The organism is Caballeronia sordidicola (assembly GCF_000729995.1).
GTDB classification, from domain to species: domain Bacteria; phylum Pseudomonadota; class Gammaproteobacteria; order Burkholderiales; family Burkholderiaceae; genus Caballeronia; species Caballeronia sordidicola_A.
This window is the reverse complement of the sequence record NZ_JNFG01000003.1, coordinates 105,083-119,630: the sequence shown is the minus strand read 5'-3', so window position 1 is coordinate 119,630 and position 14,548 is coordinate 105,083. Positions and strand designations below refer to the sequence as shown.

Annotated in this window: 14 protein-coding genes; 8 read left to right on the top strand and 6 right to left on the bottom strand. The window is 60.2% G+C overall.

What is annotated here, in order from left to right; translation table 11 throughout:
* Positions 1-36 precede the first annotated feature (36 nt).
* Positions 37-1,614 (bottom strand): MFS transporter, encoded by a 1,578-nt coding sequence (locus tag FH08_RS0102620; RefSeq protein WP_235210270.1) that lies wholly within the window; start codon positions 1,612-1,614, stop codon positions 37-39.
* A 67-nt stretch (positions 1,615-1,681) separates the two neighbouring features.
* Entirely contained in the window at positions 1,682-1,888 is a 207-nt protein-coding gene (locus tag FH08_RS0102615; RefSeq protein WP_081889335.1) for a DUF1427 family protein, read from the bottom strand.
* A 748-nt stretch (positions 1,889-2,636) separates the two neighbouring features.
* On the opposite strand from FH08_RS0102615, the gene FH08_RS0102610 reads away from it, so the two are divergent.
* From FH08_RS0102610 to FH08_RS49265, 8 genes are all read left to right on the top strand, one after another.
* Entirely contained in the window at positions 2,637-2,915 is a 279-nt protein-coding gene (locus tag FH08_RS0102610) for a YciI family protein (RefSeq protein ID WP_031356821.1), read from the top strand.
* Positions 2,916-3,074: 159 nt separating this feature from the next.
* Positions 3,075-3,638, top strand: a complete 564-nt coding sequence (locus FH08_RS0102605) for a GlcG/HbpS family heme-binding protein (protein WP_235210269.1) — start codon at positions 3,075-3,077, stop codon at positions 3,636-3,638.
* A gap of 37 nt (positions 3,639-3,675) precedes the next feature.
* Positions 3,676-4,881, top strand: a complete 1,206-nt coding sequence (locus FH08_RS0102600) for an acetamidase/formamidase family protein (protein ID WP_235210268.1) — start codon at positions 3,676-3,678, stop codon at positions 4,879-4,881.
* A 99-nt stretch (positions 4,882-4,980) separates the two neighbouring features.
* Positions 4,981-6,270 carry an MFS transporter gene (locus tag FH08_RS0102595; RefSeq protein ID WP_051887672.1) on the top strand — a complete coding sequence of 430 codons (1,290 nt, stop codon included), beginning with the start codon at positions 4,981-4,983 and terminating at the stop codon, positions 6,268-6,270.
* 150 nt (positions 6,271-6,420) lie between these two features.
* Positions 6,421-7,350, top strand: a complete 930-nt coding sequence (locus FH08_RS0102590; RefSeq protein ID WP_031356817.1) for a fumarylacetoacetate hydrolase family protein — start codon at positions 6,421-6,423, stop codon at positions 7,348-7,350.
* A 147-nt stretch (positions 7,351-7,497) separates the two neighbouring features.
* Entirely contained in the window at positions 7,498-8,154 is a 657-nt protein-coding gene (locus FH08_RS0102585) for a c-type cytochrome (RefSeq protein ID WP_051887670.1), read from the top strand.
* 282 nt (positions 8,155-8,436) lie between these two features.
* The gene (locus FH08_RS0102580; RefSeq protein ID WP_031356815.1) at positions 8,437-9,228 is read left to right on the top strand and encodes an alpha/beta fold hydrolase; all 792 of its coding nucleotides are present in this window, start codon (positions 8,437-8,439) and stop codon (positions 9,226-9,228) included.
* 274 nt (positions 9,229-9,502) lie between these two features.
* Positions 9,503-10,570, top strand: coding sequence for a porin (locus FH08_RS49265; RefSeq protein WP_051887669.1), 1,068 nt, complete (start codon positions 9,503-9,505; stop codon positions 10,568-10,570).
* Between the two features lie 166 nt (positions 10,571-10,736).
* Here FH08_RS49265 and FH08_RS0102570 read toward each other — a convergent pair whose 3' ends face one another.
* The 4 genes from FH08_RS0102570 to FH08_RS0102555 are packed head-to-tail and all read right to left on the bottom strand — an operon-like array spanning position 10,737 to position 14,306.
* The gene (locus FH08_RS0102570; RefSeq protein ID WP_031356813.1) at positions 10,737-11,654 is read right to left on the bottom strand and encodes a VOC family protein; all 918 of its coding nucleotides are present in this window, start codon (positions 11,652-11,654) and stop codon (positions 10,737-10,739) included.
* A 24-nt stretch (positions 11,655-11,678) separates the two neighbouring features.
* Positions 11,679-12,119 carry a DoxX family protein gene (locus FH08_RS0102565; RefSeq protein WP_031356812.1) on the bottom strand — a complete coding sequence of 147 codons (441 nt, stop codon included), beginning with the start codon at positions 12,117-12,119 and terminating at the stop codon, positions 11,679-11,681.
* A gap of 10 nt (positions 12,120-12,129) precedes the next feature.
* On the bottom strand, positions 12,130-14,019 hold the full coding sequence (locus FH08_RS0102560) for an amidohydrolase (protein WP_031356811.1): 1,890 nt from the start codon (positions 14,017-14,019) through the stop codon (positions 12,130-12,132).
* Positions 14,016-14,306 (bottom strand): XapX domain-containing protein, encoded by a 291-nt coding sequence (locus FH08_RS0102555; protein WP_031356810.1) that lies wholly within the window; start codon positions 14,304-14,306, stop codon positions 14,016-14,018. Before FH08_RS0102555 ends, FH08_RS0102560 begins: the two co-directional genes overlap by 4 nt.
* Positions 14,307-14,548: the final 242 nt, after the last annotated feature.

The window sequence follows — 14,548 nt, the reverse complement described above, 5'->3', positions numbered from 1 at the left end:
GCGTTGGAACTGACATTGTTTGCATGGCCGCGTTCCTTATTTTTTGACCACCGGGGTGGGCGGAATGATTGGGACGAGGCACAGCGCGACGACGCCGACGACCGCCATGAACGCGAAAGCGTCCGCGTAGCTCAGTGTGGCAGCCTGGTGTGCGCCTGCTTCGGCGAGAACGCGTACTGCTGCGCGTTGGCTCTCGACCGGAGAATAGCCGCCGCGCGCGACCAGCGTTGCGCTTACCGACGCGAGCAAATCTTGCGTTAGCGGATTGTTGTGCCGAAGGTGTTCAAACAGCCGTGATGAATGAAGCGTCTCGCGATGCCCGATCAGAATGGTCAGCAGTGCGACCCCGAGCGAAGCGCCGAACTGCCGGAAGGTCATGTAAAGGGAGACGCCGTCGAGGAGCTTGTTTTGCTCGATCCTCGCCACGGTGCCACTGCCGACTGCCGGCAACAGCGGGGACAGGCAGCACGCGTAAAGGATGAGCGGAACGACATAGTAGTAGCCAGGTGTGTCCGTCGTCAGCAGGCGATTGAAGAGGATCATCGACGCGATCAGCATGAGCAGGGCGATCACGATGGTCTTGCGCTGGCCGATTCTTGCGATCACACCGACCATGAGCGGCCGGATGGCGGCTGCGGTCAACGCGTAGACGCATATGATCTGCCCGGCCTGAGTCGCGCTATAGGTATGGGTTGAAAGATTGCGCAGAAACTCGGGCAGAACAAACAGGCTGCCCGACAGGATCATACCCGTGAAGACACCAATCAACGCGGATGACAACACGTAACGGTCACGCAGCAGACCGAGCCAAAGGAGCGGCGTTCGATTCGCTGGACTCGCCTGCCAGACGATGAACAGAAGCAGAGCCGCACCGCCTGTCCAGGCTAGTACGCGAATATGAAGGGATCCGAACCAGTCGTCGATTTCACCGCGATTGAGGATGATCTGAAGCGAAATCAGCGCGGTGGCGAGGAGGACAATGCCGAGCCAGTCAGAGCTGACTACGCGTTCGGAGGCGGGAGGCGGGAGCGTCGGGAAGTAGCGGGCCAGCAGCCATATGGCGGCGAACGCATACAACAGATTGGGGAGGAAGATCAGGCGCCAGTTGAAATGATCCGTGATATAGCCGCTGACCAGAAGCCCGGCTGCGCTCGACAGATAGAGGAGCGTGGAAGCCTTCATCAGCGACGGGCTGCGCTGGGGTTTGGGCATCAGCACGTAGATGCTGGCGCGCCACCATACGACCAGACCGGCCCCGGCCAACCCCTGGACGGCGCGCCAGATCAGCATCGAATCGAGATTCGGGGATATCGCACATCCCATCGATGCGAGCGCGAACACGCCAATTGTCGCGAGCAGGAAGCGCTTGTAGCCATAGTGTCCGGCCATCCAGATCGAAATGGGTACGCCGAGAAACAGCGAGCAGCTATAGACCGTCAGCAGCCAGCTCGCCTCGTCTGCCGACACGCCCAACGTGCCGGTCAGATCCGCCAACACCAGGTTCATGCTGTCGAACGTATAGAACTCCATGCCGGTGGCGAGGCCAAGGCCGATTAGCAGCAGGCGCGTATGCGCGGGCGGGAGCGTGATCGGGGCTGCGGGCGGAGGCGTCACCGTTATGCCCGAAGTAGTCGTTGCCCTGCTTGCAAGACCCGATCGGGGACGTTCGGCGCGTGATTGCTCATGAGCGCTTGTCCGGCAAGTTCGCCGAGGCGACGCGTGCCGTATCGCCTGCATTGCGGCCAGGCAGCGAGCCGAACATGTGCTGGGTACATTTCGATTGTTGCCAGGCGGTGTGAAAGCCGCTTCCCGCAAGCATCTGCTTGGCCACCGGGATGATCTGCTCTCCAGCGAGAATGCCGAGCAGGGAAAAGACATAGGCTTTCATCGGCTTGACTCCATGATGTTGCGTCCGCGACCGTCAGTGGGCGAACACGATTGAACGGGACGGCGTATGAGGCGCCACCCCGACAGCGAGTTGAACGAGTCAGCAGAATCAGCGGCCACCGGAGAGGGGGCAACGAACGCGCTGCGCATGACCGCCAGTCCGGAGTACGTGGTTCAAGCATGAACGAAAAGTAGAAACTATGGAACGTGGCCGCTAAGAAATAACGTAGATAGTTTCGAACCACATTGCCAGCAGTTCGATTTCCAGACAACTTAAATGTTCTGAGACGTTGAATTCGGATGCGAATGACGGTATCGCATGCTCGAAATTCTCTCATTCGGCTGGCTAAAAGATCTGAATCATTCTGAACCGGTCGGGGCGCGGCGTAGAAAAATCGGATCATTCGGTAAACCACAGGACGTGCAGCCCATCCGGTTAGGCCGCAATGGACTGATACTGCATCCGTTTTCCGGCCGCAGAGGCCCGGCCCTGGAGGCTATTTCTGCATCCACGTAATTCGGGAGATTCACCGTTGGTTCAACGCCGCATTGCGTCGCGAAAGGTCATCGCAACCCCGTGCCTCACGTTTGCCCGGCTTGATGCGGCCGCTGCTTTCGCGCCGGCGTCAGGTAATCCGGCCAATACCTCGCCCGCTGCAGGGCAATGAAACGATTAACCCGACGGGATTCCAGGTGCTGCCCGGAAGGTGCATACCCATCCTGTCGGACTTTGATAGGAACTGTAAATCATGCATTGGATTGTTTTCTGCACCGATAAGCCTGGTGCCTTGGCCATTCGCGAAGCCAACACCCCGAAGCATCGCGCGTATCTGCAGAGCGGGCCGATCACGCTTGTCACATCCGGTCCATTGATGGACGACGCCGGCGAGAACAAGATCGGCAGCTTCTTTCTGGTGGAAGCGCAGACACGCGAGGAAGTCGAGACTTTCAATCGAAATGACCCGCTCTTCGCGGCTCAGCTCTGGGGCGAAATCAGAATTCACCGCTTTCATCGCAAGGTGGGCTGAACGGGTGGCACGTTCGAGCGCGGTGAGTCTTTCGAATTAATCGGACTCAGCGGTAAATGTGTGGGCTTTCTGGTTATGGCGTGCGGACGACAGGCACGTAGGCTTTAGCTTGAGACGAGTCGCGCAGTAAGGCCACGCGACAACAAAGAGGAGACAAGTGTGAAATTGGATATTCCGTTTCGATTGATGAGGAAGGCCGCGATTGCATCGCTTTGCTCGCTGTGCTTCGCCGGTGTACGGAGCGCCAACGCGGCCGACCCGGCATCCGTGCCGGAGGCGGTCGTGCCAGTCGAGACGTATTCGGTGAGCCTGGCTCAGGCGATGAAGCTGATCGAATCCGGCACCGCTGAGGCTCGTGCGCATCATCTTGCGCTGAGCTTCGCCGTGGTGGATCCGGGCGGCCATCTGATCGCGGCTGTGCGCATGGACGGCGCGCCTTTTGCGAGTCTCGACTTCGCGCGCGGCAAAGCCTTCGCCTCTGTCGCGCTTGGCGGACAGTCAGGGACAACACTGGAGCAACGTTTCAGGGATGATCCGTCGGAGTACAGCAACGTGTCCAGCGCCGGTTATTACGCGCCGTTCCTGCCTGGACGGGGCGTGCAGCCGATCTTTTCCGGCGGACACCTGCTCGGCGCGCTGGGCGCTGGCGGGGCGCCTTCTGACATAGACGAACGGGTCGTCAAGAGCGCGATCGAATCGATTGGTGCGTCGACCACGCGATGAATCGGGCCAGTACATCTAAAATAGATCAGGAATGCAAATGAAAATAGAGACGCAGCAGGATATCGAATCACTCGTCACAGAAGGCGGGGCGCAGCAGTGTGGCGCGACGACGCTGGATGCAACGGCCCGCTGCCGTCGCACGATGCTCAAGCTCGGCTTCGGCGCGTTGGCCGCAGGCACGTTCGGATTGCCGCGCGCCGTCCGTGCGCAAAGCGCGGCTACGCCGGGGCAGGCCGGTGGACTGGTATCGCCGGACGGCGCGCTCGTCAGGCTCGTGCCTTCGGAGGAGACGGTACGGGTGGGCCAGATGGAGCCGGACACGCCGGTCGCCGCTGCCGTCAAATCAGGCGACACCGTGTGGTACGACGGTACGTGGACCAACTGGGGCAATGAAGCGAAGTACGGCATGACGTTCAAGGAGCGCGAGCCGATCCGCAAGAAGTATCCGAATGGCGCGTTCTCGTTGATTGGCCCGGTCGTGGTGGAGGGCGCCGAAGCGGGCGACCTGATCGAATGCCGGATGCTGAGCATGCGCCCGATCGATTGGGGCTGGAATTCCGCGCCTCCAGGCGTTGGCGCGCTGCCGCACGATTTCAAGCCCTACCTGCGCTACCTGAAGTTCGACAAGGAGCGCACATCGGCCGCGTATGTGCCCGGCGTCAACATTCCGTTGAAGCCATTTCAGGCGTATATCGGCACGCAGCCGCCGGGCGACAAGCCGGTGAGCGCGAACTTCGCCGGCAAATACGGCGGCAATCTCGATTGTGCTGTGCTCGGTGTCGGCACATCGATCTTTCTGCCTGTCCAGATGGCGGGCGGCCGCGTCTGGACGGGCGGCTCGATGGGCGCGTCGGGCGAAGGCAACGTGGATCAGACCTCGATCGAGACGGCCTTCGAAGAAATGCGCATTCAATACGTGCTGCACAAGCGCGCGGCACTGAGCGTTCCGATGGCGGAAACGCCGGACCACTGGATCGGCTTCGGCTTTGCGGACTCGCTCGACAACTCGTTAGTGGCGTGTCTGCGGCAGATGATCGGCTGGCTCTCCGTGGCGACCGGCATTGCGCCCGAGGACTGCTACGGCATTTTCAGTGTGGCGGGGAGTTTTCGCGTCACGCAATACGCAAACCAGACCGGGACGGTGTACGCGACGATTCCCCCGAAGGGCATCCATTGCATGCTGCCGAAGAACATTTTTTCGGCGGCCCTGCAACAGCGTATCTCGACGTTCACGCGAACCTGATCGGGTTGATTCAGGACTGGAGGCGGCCGATGCTGGCACGCCGCCGACGGTCCAGCGCGGCTCGCGCGCTGTGCGCGTGAGCTGCAAGGAGATGATTTGATGAATGCGAAAGACAAGCAAGCCGTGAGCGGCGGGGACCCTCGGCAGGCGCAAGGCTCGGGCTGGTTGTGGGCTCTGCTCGTGTGTTTTCTGGTGATCGTTCTTGACGGTTTCAACACCACCTCGATTTCGTTCGTTGTACCAAAGTTATCGCATGATTGGGGGTTCGCGCCGGCCCGCTTTACGCCGGTCTTCGTGGCGACCAACATTGGCGCGGCCATCGGCTTCATGATTAGCGGGCCGCTTGGCGCAAGATTCGGAAACCGGCTCATCGGGCTGGCGAGTGTCGTGCTGTTCGGCGGAAGCACCCTCGCGACGATGTTCGCGGCTGACATCGCCGGCCTGTCCGCGCTGCGGCTTGTCGCAGCGATTGGCCTGGGCGGCGCACTGCCGATCGCCATTACCGCGTCGGCCGGCATCATCGGGCCGAAACACAAGGTGGCGGCGTCTCTCCTGGTGACGACCGGCATGTCGGTGGGTGCGGTGATCGGCGGGGTGACGGGTGGCCCGCTGATGAGCGAGTTCGGCTGGCAGTCCATCTTCGTCGTGGGCGGTGTGTTGCCGTTCGGCCTGGTGCCGGTGTTTTTCAGGATTTTGCCGGACGAGCGTCATGCGAACGTCAGCGGCGCAGCCCAGCAGACGACCAACCCCTTCAAGGTGCTGTTCAAAGAAGGGCTCGGCGTTTATACGTGCCTGCTGTGGGCATTTTCCTTCCTGATTTTTACCGATGTCTATGCGCTGCTTTTCTGGCTGCCTACGCTGATGCCCGCTTTCGGCTTTGCACCGGACCATGCATCGGTTGGCATGGCGGCTTTTAGCGTCGGTGGATTGGCCGGCAACATCCTGATGACGGTCGCCGTTGCGATGATGACGATCGCCGGCACGCTCCGATTGAAGTCGGCGCTGGTGCTCGGCGGTGTGCTCATGATCCTGAGCCTCGGCGTGCTTAGCCAGATTGCTGTAACGCCGGGCACGACGCTGCTGCTCATCGCTGTGATCGGGGCGGGTCTCGTCAACGGCATCATGGGCCAGACCGCGCTGGCGGTTTCCTTCTACCCCCCTGAAATACGCGCGACCGGCGTGGGGTGGGGGCATGCGGTCGGGCGCGTCGGTTCCTTCGTCGGCCCTGCGATTGGCGGTGCATTGCTGTCGTTAGGGTGGCCCGCACGCGAGATCGTCCTCACTGCCGTACTGCCCGCAGCGGCTGCGATCCTTGTACTCGGTGCGCTGGCGTTGGCCGGTCGCAGAACGGCCCGAGGTTTCGGCAGTACCGCGGTGGCAGAGCGCTAAGCCATCTGCCGCCATTCAGCGCCCGCTGGCCCGTTGCCAGCGGCAGCAGGGGCAGTCACTGTCTGCTGGGCCTTGTTACGCCCAGCAGCATGCAGGCTCGCCAATTCAAGCTTCAAATTCTCGCTGTTACTTCACGGATAGACCTCGATCATGAAAATCATCGCTTACGCCGAAGCCGGCCGTATCGCGCTCGGCGTTGTCACCAGCCCGACGCACTTCCTGGCCGTTGCCGACATCGCGCCGCATCTGCCCGCCAGCCTGATTGCGATTCTCGAGCAGGAGGATGGCCTGGCCCGACTCCAGCAGGCAGTCCAGGGCCGCCAGGGCGACCGGGTGCTAGCCGACGTCACACTCAAGCCGTTCCTCGACCGGCCGAATGCAATGTGGGCACTCGCGCTGAACTTCAAAAGCCATATTGCGGAGACTGGACTGCAAACCTCGATGGAGTTCCCGCACCTGTTCATGCGTACGGCTGCGTCGTATGTGGGCGCGGACGAAGCGATCGTCGCCCCGCCGGAAGCGATCGCGCGTGCCTTCGACTATGAAGGCGAACTGGGCGTCGTGATCGGCAAGCCTGGCCGCTTCATCCCGGTGGAGCGGGCGATGGAGCACGTAGTGGGTTACACGTGCATCAACGAAGGGTCGGTGCGCGAGTATCAGATGCACAATCGCCAGTTCGGTCTCGGCAAGAACTTCGAAGCATCCGGCTCCTATGGGCCATGGCTGATGACGGGAGATGAGTTTGGCGAGCCCGCGACGCACTCGGTCCTCACGCGCGTCAACGGTGTCGTGCGCCAACGTGCGCCGCTGGATGACATGCTGCTGGATGTGGCAAAGGTGGTCAGCTATCTGAGCCAGGGTTACCGCTTGCGGCCAGGGGATTTCATCGCGATGGGCACGCCCGGCGCGCTGAAACCGCAACCCGCTGACCAGGAAGGCCAGGATCTCAGCCGTCAATATGGGCCATTTCCGACGCCCGGCCTCGTTCACATGCGACCTGGCGACTGTGTCGAGGTCGAGATCGAAGGACTCGGCGTGCTACGCAACACGGTGACCGCCGATACGTCCTACACGGCGTGACCGCCGTAGCAACATGGCGCCGTTGCTGTTGAAGCCCGCGTGTCGCCGCGTGTCGCCGCGTGTCGCCGCGTCTAGCGGTGCGACGGCAAGGACGCGAACGTGCGGCCCAAACAGGCTTTACATAACCCGACGCGAGGAGACATGCCAATGACTGGAACAGCTTCCGAACGAGGCGTGGCGGGCCCGGCAGCATGGGCCGCGCTGGTCGCCGGGGTCCTGCTGTGCGCTGCGGTGGGTGCACGCGCCGCTGATCTGAAAGCACGTGTCGGAGAACTAACGACGCAACGCTGCGCGGCCTGTCACGGTGTCGACGGAAACAGCACGGTCGGCACCTATCCGCGCCTTGCCGGCCAGTATCCGGAGTATCTTTACAAGCAGCTCACGCAGTTCAAGGGCGGCCCTGGTATGCCGCCGTTGCGGCACAGCGAAATCATGCAGGCAATGGTGAAAGACCTCTCGACGGACGAGATGAAAGCGCTCGCGGCCTTCTATGCGGCGCAGAAGCCTGCGCAGGGTTCCGCTGCAGACGCAGCACTCGTCGATGCTGGCAAGCTGGTCTATACACACGGTGGCGCGAACGGTGCACCAGCGTGTATTTCATGTCACCGTGCAGCGGGAGGCGGTATCGAGCCTGACTTCCCGCGCATCACGGGTCAGCATGAGGAGTACGTCAAAACGCAACTCCACGCCTGGAAGAGCGGCGAGCGCGGCGGCAAGGGAAAGCTGATGAGCCTGATCGTTCCGCTGTTGAGCGACGACGAGATTGTCGCTGTTTCCGCGTATGTGGCAGCGCTGAAGCAGTGAATATATGGACGATCTGGCAAGCCCCTGCTCCTTTTGATCAGGTGTCCTTTCAGTGTTGGCCGTATAGTAAGTCTAACGATAAGCACACGTGCTGAATGGGTAGTCAGAGAATGCCTACGGACCACCGCGACTCTTTTGCATCTCGTCAGGGTTCGATGCTTTGATCACGACAGAACGGCTTGTTGGGGGAGATGACCCAACTGCACGGAATAGACCAGCGGGTCGCGCCCGGAATCGGCGACGGCCATGCGGCAACCAGTCAGTTACATCAGGAGGAGAGGCATGCGCTATTTTGAACGCGAAGGAATCCGTTTCGCTTACGAAGAATCGGGTCCAGCGGGTGCGCCAGTGGTGGTTTTCAGCCACGGTTTCTTGATGGACGGGGAGATGTTTCAGCCGAACATCGCGGAACTCAGCGATGCGTTCCGGTGCATTGTCTGGGATCAACGGGGGTTTGGTGCAACCGGTCCGACCACCAGGGCGTTTAGCTATTGGGACTCGGCAAGGGACCTGATTGCGCTGCTCGACCATCTGGAAATCGCTTCGGCATCGCTTGTTGGCATGTCACAGGGCGGCTTCCTGTCGATGCGGGCCGCGCTGCTCGAACCCGATCGATTCCGGGCGCTCGTACTGATATCGACACGAAGTGATATCGACGGCGAGGAGGTTCAAAAATCGTTCGAAGATATCAAGGCAGAGTGGGCCCGAAACGGCGCCACTCACTTGGCTCAGGATCTATCAGTGTTCCTGCTCGGTGTTGATTGCAAGGCGTCGCCCGCATGGATCGAAAAATGGATGCGGCTTGGCGCCGAGCACTTCGAACATCCAGTGAATGCACTGATTTCGAGGGATGACATTACGTCACGCCTTCACGAAATCACGCACTCGACCCTTGTTTTTCACGGCAGCGATGATATTGCCATCAACCCGCTCTGCGGCGAATCGATCGCCGCCGGATTGCCGAACTGCAAAGGCTTCGTCCTCGTCGACAAAGCGGGGCATACCCCAAACCTGACTCACGCCGAGTTGGTCAATCCAGCGCTGCGGGATTTCCTGATGCGCTACGCGCGTTAGTGGCGTCTCCCAGTGCGGCTGCAGAGTCCGCAGGCGCGGACTCAAGGCATGTCTTAGGTCCACGATAGACACACGAAGGACTGGTCTGACGTCGGAACCGTGCGTGTCGGCGGCACGGCGAAGGCTCGTATTAACGTACCCGGCACGCGTGGAATAGGGATTCGGGCGACCCAGCGAAGAACTTGCGACCGTTGCTTATCGAATCATTATGATTAGTATTGCGAATCGAATAGGTCGTGAGACCGTGCGATTGGCGAAATAATGGAGACCAGGAATGTACAAGAAGATTATTGCTGTCTTAGCCGTTTCTCTCGTGATGGGCGAAGCGCACGCGCAATCGAGTGTCACCTTGAGCGGGATCATCGATGGCGGCATCAGTTTCACCAATGGCGTGGGTGCAAATGACAAGAATCAGTGGGCATACGGTCAGGCGAATCTGATCGTCAGCCGGCTGATCTTCTCCGGGGTGGAGGATCTGGGCGGCGGGATGGCGACACTGTTCAGACTTGAGTCGGGTTTTCTGTCGGGTTCCGGGAAGAGTACCAACTCGGGCCAGCCGACCACGGCGGGCAGTTTCCTGTTCGACCGTGGCGCATGGGTGGGATTGAGAAAGGATGACTTCGGGACAATCTCGTTTGGGCGCCACTACACCCCATTCATCGAAGTACTCTATCGCACGGATGCCAGTGGCTTTGAGAACTTCGGCTCAGTGGCAAACACGGTCTTTCAAACCCGCACCGGCTTCAACGGTTTTCAATATACATGGGCCAATAGCTCGGTCAAGTATCAGACGCCGACGATCTACGGTCTTAGTGCCAGCGTGTTAAACAGCTTTGGCGGGACCGCGGGTGATTTTCAGAACCAACGGGAGGTGTCGGCTGCGCTGTACTACGCGCTGGGTCCCGTATCCGCGAGCGCCGGTTATATCTCCGCCAACGACCCGACCGGGTTGACCGATCAAACGGTGGCGCGGGCCTATACCGTATTCCTCGCTTATACGGGCAGCGTGTTCAAGGCCAGTCTGAACTTCCAGAACTTCAGGGATCCCGCAACCGGAAGCAGCCAGGACTACTATTCGGTCGGTGGCCGCTACGACATCACTCCGTCATTCAGGCTTGTTTCGGACTACACATACTTGTCCGACAGGGTGAACAGCGAGCGCAACGGCGCTTTCTTCAAACTGGGTGTTCACTACCTGCTGTCGAAGTCTACGGATCTGTACACGGAAGCGGGACTGTCCAGAAACAACGCTCAAGGTACGCTTGGTATCTCAAGCACTTCGCCAGCTAGCGCCGGCATCAACCAGCGCTCCGTCGTTGCCGGGATGATTCACTTCTTTTGATCGCGAGGCATGCCGGTGCGGCTCCTGCGCCGACCGGCCGCTTGGCGTCACACGTTTCAGTCGGTGTGAGAGCAAATTGTCGTCATTCATTGCGCACTCTGTGGAGAAGCGTTAGCGAGAATTGGCCTCTCAAATATCGGTGCTTTATCTTCGTCGTGACGCTGTGCTACTTCGCGGTCGCGTGAATTTCCGCGATGTATCCCCCGGGGAACTGGACGATGGCAGATTCTCTCTGGTCCGCCGTGAAAGGCTGCACGAGAATCGAAACACCAGCGGCTTGCGCCTTTTTCATGGTGTCATCGAAATCCTTCACTTCATACCCGGTCATCTCGTGCCCGTAGGGGTACGGCAGATGGCCGTCGGTCACGAAGACGGTCATGTTCCCGAAGCCCGATGTCAGCCGAACGAGCCGGAAGGTATCGTTCGGCCGCCCGATTTCGACGCCCGGCGCGCGGCGGTTATCGGAGAGGACCTTCCCGTTCGAGAACGCGACCCAGTTCTTGATGAGTGCATTAGCGCGTCCCGGCGAAACGTACACTCTGTTCTCCGGAACGGTCTCGAGCGGCCCGTAGTTCGGAGCCTGCGTGTGCCAGTAGAGCTGCATGTGCACGCCGCCCGGCCACGAGATGACTGCATCGCGCCCGATTGGGTCCGGGAACGTATCGACCACGACATCGGCGCCGTGAGCCTTCGCCGACTTCATTGCACCGTCCATGTCCGTGACGAGGTAGCCGGTACGCTCGTCACCAAAAGGATACGGAATCGGCGTCTTGAAGCCGAACACCGAAATAGTGCCTACCGGCGTGAAGACCAGTTGAGACATCGTCTGGCTAGGCGTCGGTGTCACCTGAAAGACGCCCTGCGGCGATTTGTGGCCGCCGAACGTGGCGACGAAGCTGTCCGTGAACTTGTCGAAGTCCTCCGGTGCCACGTACACGTGAGTGGTGTCGTATTGCGTCCCAACAGAGAAGGACGCCGACTGCGGAGTGCCGAGGTTTGCCTTTGCGAAAGAAACCGACGGGGCAGTTGCAACGAGGCTGAAAGCAAGGGCAACGGCGACACCGAGAGATTGAACGGTACGCATGAGTGAGTTTCCTGTTCTGTTTTTCTAGACGCGAGGGCGTCGCTCACCGCTGGCCAGATAGGTGACCATTACGAAGGCGGCAATCAGCCCGAGGTGCTCGAAGAAGCTGTTCAACGCCATGAAGCGCGCCACACCTTCCAGACGCCAGAAGTTGTTCGCCACCAGCATCGCCACCACCGTCAACGCAGCCAGCCCTCCCGCTCCGAGCCACGTGAACCTGTTGAAGATAACGCACAGGGAGCCGGCTATTTCCACGAGAATTGCGAAGGCAGCCCAGAGCCATCCCGGGTGGAGGCCGACGTGCACCTGCTCAGCGACCGCAGCATCGAAATGCAACAACTTGGTGACGCCGCCAACGAGGTACGCTGAGACGAGACAGATGCGGAGCAGTGGCAGCAGTGGCAGCAGTGGCATTAACCACGGTTGACGCAGTAGCGTCGCGACCCAGGATGGACTGTCCATCATGGCCCCCTCTCTAGACAGCCCAGCACGCGCATCCCAGCGCTCCCCAAAAGGCCTTGTAGTCAGATGTCGGCGCATTGCCGAGCCAAGCGCGTACATGGTCGTGTCCGTGTACCCCACAAGCGCGCGCGCAGTCACATGCAGTGGACGCAACCTGCTGCAGTGGAGCACCGGAGGCGTCGTCCTGCTTCCAGGCGGCAAACCCGCCATACCTTCGCACCGGCGACCAGTCTGGCATCGCGGGAGGCGGCGGACTGTCGTCCAGGGCGGCGAATTCACCGGTCGCATACACCACCTTGCCGCCTACCACCGTGAGCAAAGACGAAGCGCCAGCGATGTCGTCCTCGGCGCAGGCAAAGAAGTCGCGGTCAGGGACGATAAGGTCCGCGAGCTGACCCACTGCAATCTGCCCTTTCTTGCCGACTTCATTCGAGAACCAGGTGACGTTCTCGGTCCACATGCGCAGGGCCGTCTCACGGTCAAGACAGTTGCGCCGGGGATAAATGCGCATGCCGCCGACCGTCTTGCCGGTCACCAACCACGAGAGGGAGACCCACGGGTTGTAGGACGCCACACGAGTTGCGTCGGTCCCTGCTGACGTATGAATCCCTCTCTCGAGCATTCGCGCAACAGGTGGCGTTCCCTCAGCTGCCTTCTCACCGTATCGCTCAACAAAATACTCGCCCTGGTACGCCATTCGATGCTGGACCGCAATGCCTCCACCGAGAGCAGCGATGCGGTCCATCGACTTTTCTGTAATCGTTTCCGCGTGGTCGAAGAACCAGTTCAGCCCGGCAAGGGGTGTATCGCGGTTTACCTTTTCGAACACATCGAGCGCACGACTGATGGTCTCGTCGTACGTCGCATGCATGCGCCACGGCCAGCGATTCTCCACGAGCACGCGGATGACCCCTTCGAGGTCGCCCTCCATTTCCGGAGGCATGTCCGGGCGCGCCACCCTGAAGTCCTCGAAGTCTGCCGCAGAGAACGCGAGCATCTCGCCTGCGCCGTTGTGCCGGAAGTAGTCGCTCCCGTCCTTATACTTCGAGGTCTTCGTCCAGTTGAGGAAGTCATCCTTCTCACCCTTGGGCTTTTGCGTAAACAGATTGTAGGCGAGCCTGATGGTCAGCAGTCCCTCAGCCTCAAGCTTCTGAATGACCTCATAGTCGTCCGGGAAGTTCTGGAAACCGCCACCCGCGTCAATGGCTCCGGTGACGCCCAATCTATTAAGCTCGCGCATGAAATGCCGCGTCGAGTTCAGTTGATATTCGGGCGGAAGCTTGGGGCCCTTCGCCAACGTCGCATAGAGGATGGCCGCGTTGGGCTTCGCCAGGAGCAACCCTGTCGGATTGCCCGCACTATCGCGCACAATCTCACCCCCGGGAGGCTCAGGAGTGTCTTTCGTGTAGCCGACCACCCGCAGCGCCGCAGCGTTCAGCAGCGCGCGGTCGTAGAGGTGCAGCATGAAAACCGGCGTGTCTGGTGCTGCAGCGTTCAACTCCTCAATGGTCGGCAAGCGACGTTCGTCGAACTGGTGCTCCGTGAATCCACCGACGACACGTACCCATTGAGGTGGCGGCGTGATGGCAACCTGCGCCTTGAGCATCTCCATGGCGCTCGCCAGTGAGCGCACACCATCCCACCGCAGTTCCATGTTGAAGTTCAGCCCGCCACGGATGATGTGGAGATGGTTGTCGATTAGCCCTGGAAGCGCTGAGCGTCCCTTCAGGTCGACCGTGCGCGTGCTAACGGACTTGAGCTGACTTATCTCGCTGTCGCCGCCGACGGCAATGAATTTGCCGTCCCTCGTAGCAACCGCAGTGGCAGCTGGCTTCGATTTATCTAGTGTCGTAAACCGGCCATTAAAAAGAATCAGGTCCGGCGCATCTTGATGAGAGCTCATGAACGCTTCTCCTCGGACGTTACCTCCGCCATGGGCCGAGGACTTCCGGAGTTCCGGCCAGGCAAAGACCCAAACAGGTGTTGGTCGCAATGCTCCTCCTTCCAGGCCAAACGAAAGTTGGCACCGGAAAGCATCTTTTTTGCAACCGGGAAAATTTGCTCGCCCGCGAGTATGCCTAGAAGGCCCACCAAGGCGACAACAGGAGGGGCTGGCGACGTCACGCCAATCAAGCTATAGACCACGCCTACAAGGATTCCAGCCAGAAGCGAAAGCACATAAGCTTTCATCGACCAACCCTCCTCTGGTACACCGAAAGCAACCACTCGCGACGACGATGACAAGCCGAAAAAAGAAGTACCTGCACTGATGCGACGACCGATGACCGGGCGTCAAAGGACGCCCGCCCGGATAGCGCATGCAACTCTCCGGGAAATACACACACCGACCGAAAAATGTAAGCAGAACCCGGCGACCTGCGGACCGAAACTATTTCGGTATCCTAGCAGCTTAGGACTTTCAATCTCCAAAG

Coding starts and splice junctions, on each gene's coding strand:
- FH08_RS0102555 (WP_031356810.1), bottom strand. CDS start 14,306: ATGAAAGCTTATGTGCTTTCGCTTCTGGCTGGAATCCTTGTAGGCGTG.
- FH08_RS0102580 (WP_031356815.1), top strand. CDS start 8,437: ATGCGCTATTTTGAACGCGAAGGAATCCGTTTCGCTTACGAAGAATCG.
- FH08_RS0102615 (WP_081889335.1), bottom strand. CDS start 1,888: ATGAAAGCCTATGTCTTTTCCCTGCTCGGCATTCTCGCTGGAGAGCAG.
- FH08_RS0102585 (WP_051887670.1), top strand. CDS start 7,498: ATGACTGGAACAGCTTCCGAACGAGGCGTGGCGGGCCCGGCAGCATGG.
- FH08_RS0102560 (WP_031356811.1), bottom strand. CDS start 14,019: ATGAGCTCTCATCAAGATGCGCCGGACCTGATTCTTTTTAATGGCCGG.
- FH08_RS0102600 (WP_235210268.1), top strand. CDS start 3,676: ATGAAAATAGAGACGCAGCAGGATATCGAATCACTCGTCACAGAAGGC.
- FH08_RS0102595 (WP_051887672.1), top strand. CDS start 4,981: ATGAATGCGAAAGACAAGCAAGCCGTGAGCGGCGGGGACCCTCGGCAG.
- FH08_RS0102590 (WP_031356817.1), top strand. CDS start 6,421: ATGAAAATCATCGCTTACGCCGAAGCCGGCCGTATCGCGCTCGGCGTT.
- FH08_RS0102565 (WP_031356812.1), bottom strand. CDS start 12,119: ATGATGGACAGTCCATCCTGGGTCGCGACGCTACTGCGTCAACCGTGG.
- FH08_RS49265 (WP_051887669.1), top strand. CDS start 9,503: ATGTACAAGAAGATTATTGCTGTCTTAGCCGTTTCTCTCGTGATGGGC.
- FH08_RS0102610 (WP_031356821.1), top strand. CDS start 2,637: ATGCATTGGATTGTTTTCTGCACCGATAAGCCTGGTGCCTTGGCCATT.
- FH08_RS0102570 (WP_031356813.1), bottom strand. CDS start 11,654: ATGCGTACCGTTCAATCTCTCGGTGTCGCCGTTGCCCTTGCTTTCAGC.